Source organism: Anaerotignum faecicola, assembly GCA_024460105.1.
In the GTDB taxonomy this organism is placed as follows: domain Bacteria; phylum Bacillota; class Clostridia; order Lachnospirales; family Anaerotignaceae; genus JANFXS01.
The window spans coordinates 1-443 of record JANFXS010000308.1; the positions used below are offsets into that span (position 1 = coordinate 1).

Genomic DNA, 443 nt, shown 5'->3' on the forward strand with positions numbered 1-443 from the left:
TAGTATTCCACCTCTCCCGATTCTTTAAATACCGGAGCCACAAGAAGTGAATCGCCCAGCATATACTGCTTATCAAGCGGTTCGCAGGCCCGGTCCTCCGGAAATTCCACAAACATCGGACGCATCATTGGAATGCCCTCTTCATGAGCTTTTACCGCCTGCCGATAGAGGTACGGCATCAACGCACATTTTAACTTCACGAATTTCCGGAGCACGTCGCAGGCCTCGTCATCGAACAGCCACGGCACGCGGTAGGAGGAAGAACCATGAAGCCTGCTGTGAGAGCTTAACAGGCCGAACTGGCACCATCTCTTGTAAATATCCGCCGGCGCTGTATTCTCAAAACCGCTGATATCGTGGCTCCAGAAACCAAAGCCCGCGCAGGCCAGAGAGAGGCCGCTCCGTATAGTTTCAGCCATTGACGGATAAGTCGCCGAACAGTC

1 protein-coding gene is annotated in these 443 nt (G+C 53.3%); it reads right to left on the reverse strand.

Features of this window, described 5'->3' with window-relative positions; genetic code table 11:
• Positions 1-443: alpha-xylosidase (locus NE664_14115; GenBank protein ID MCQ4727770.1), on the reverse strand; the 443-nt coding region annotated here is incomplete at both ends.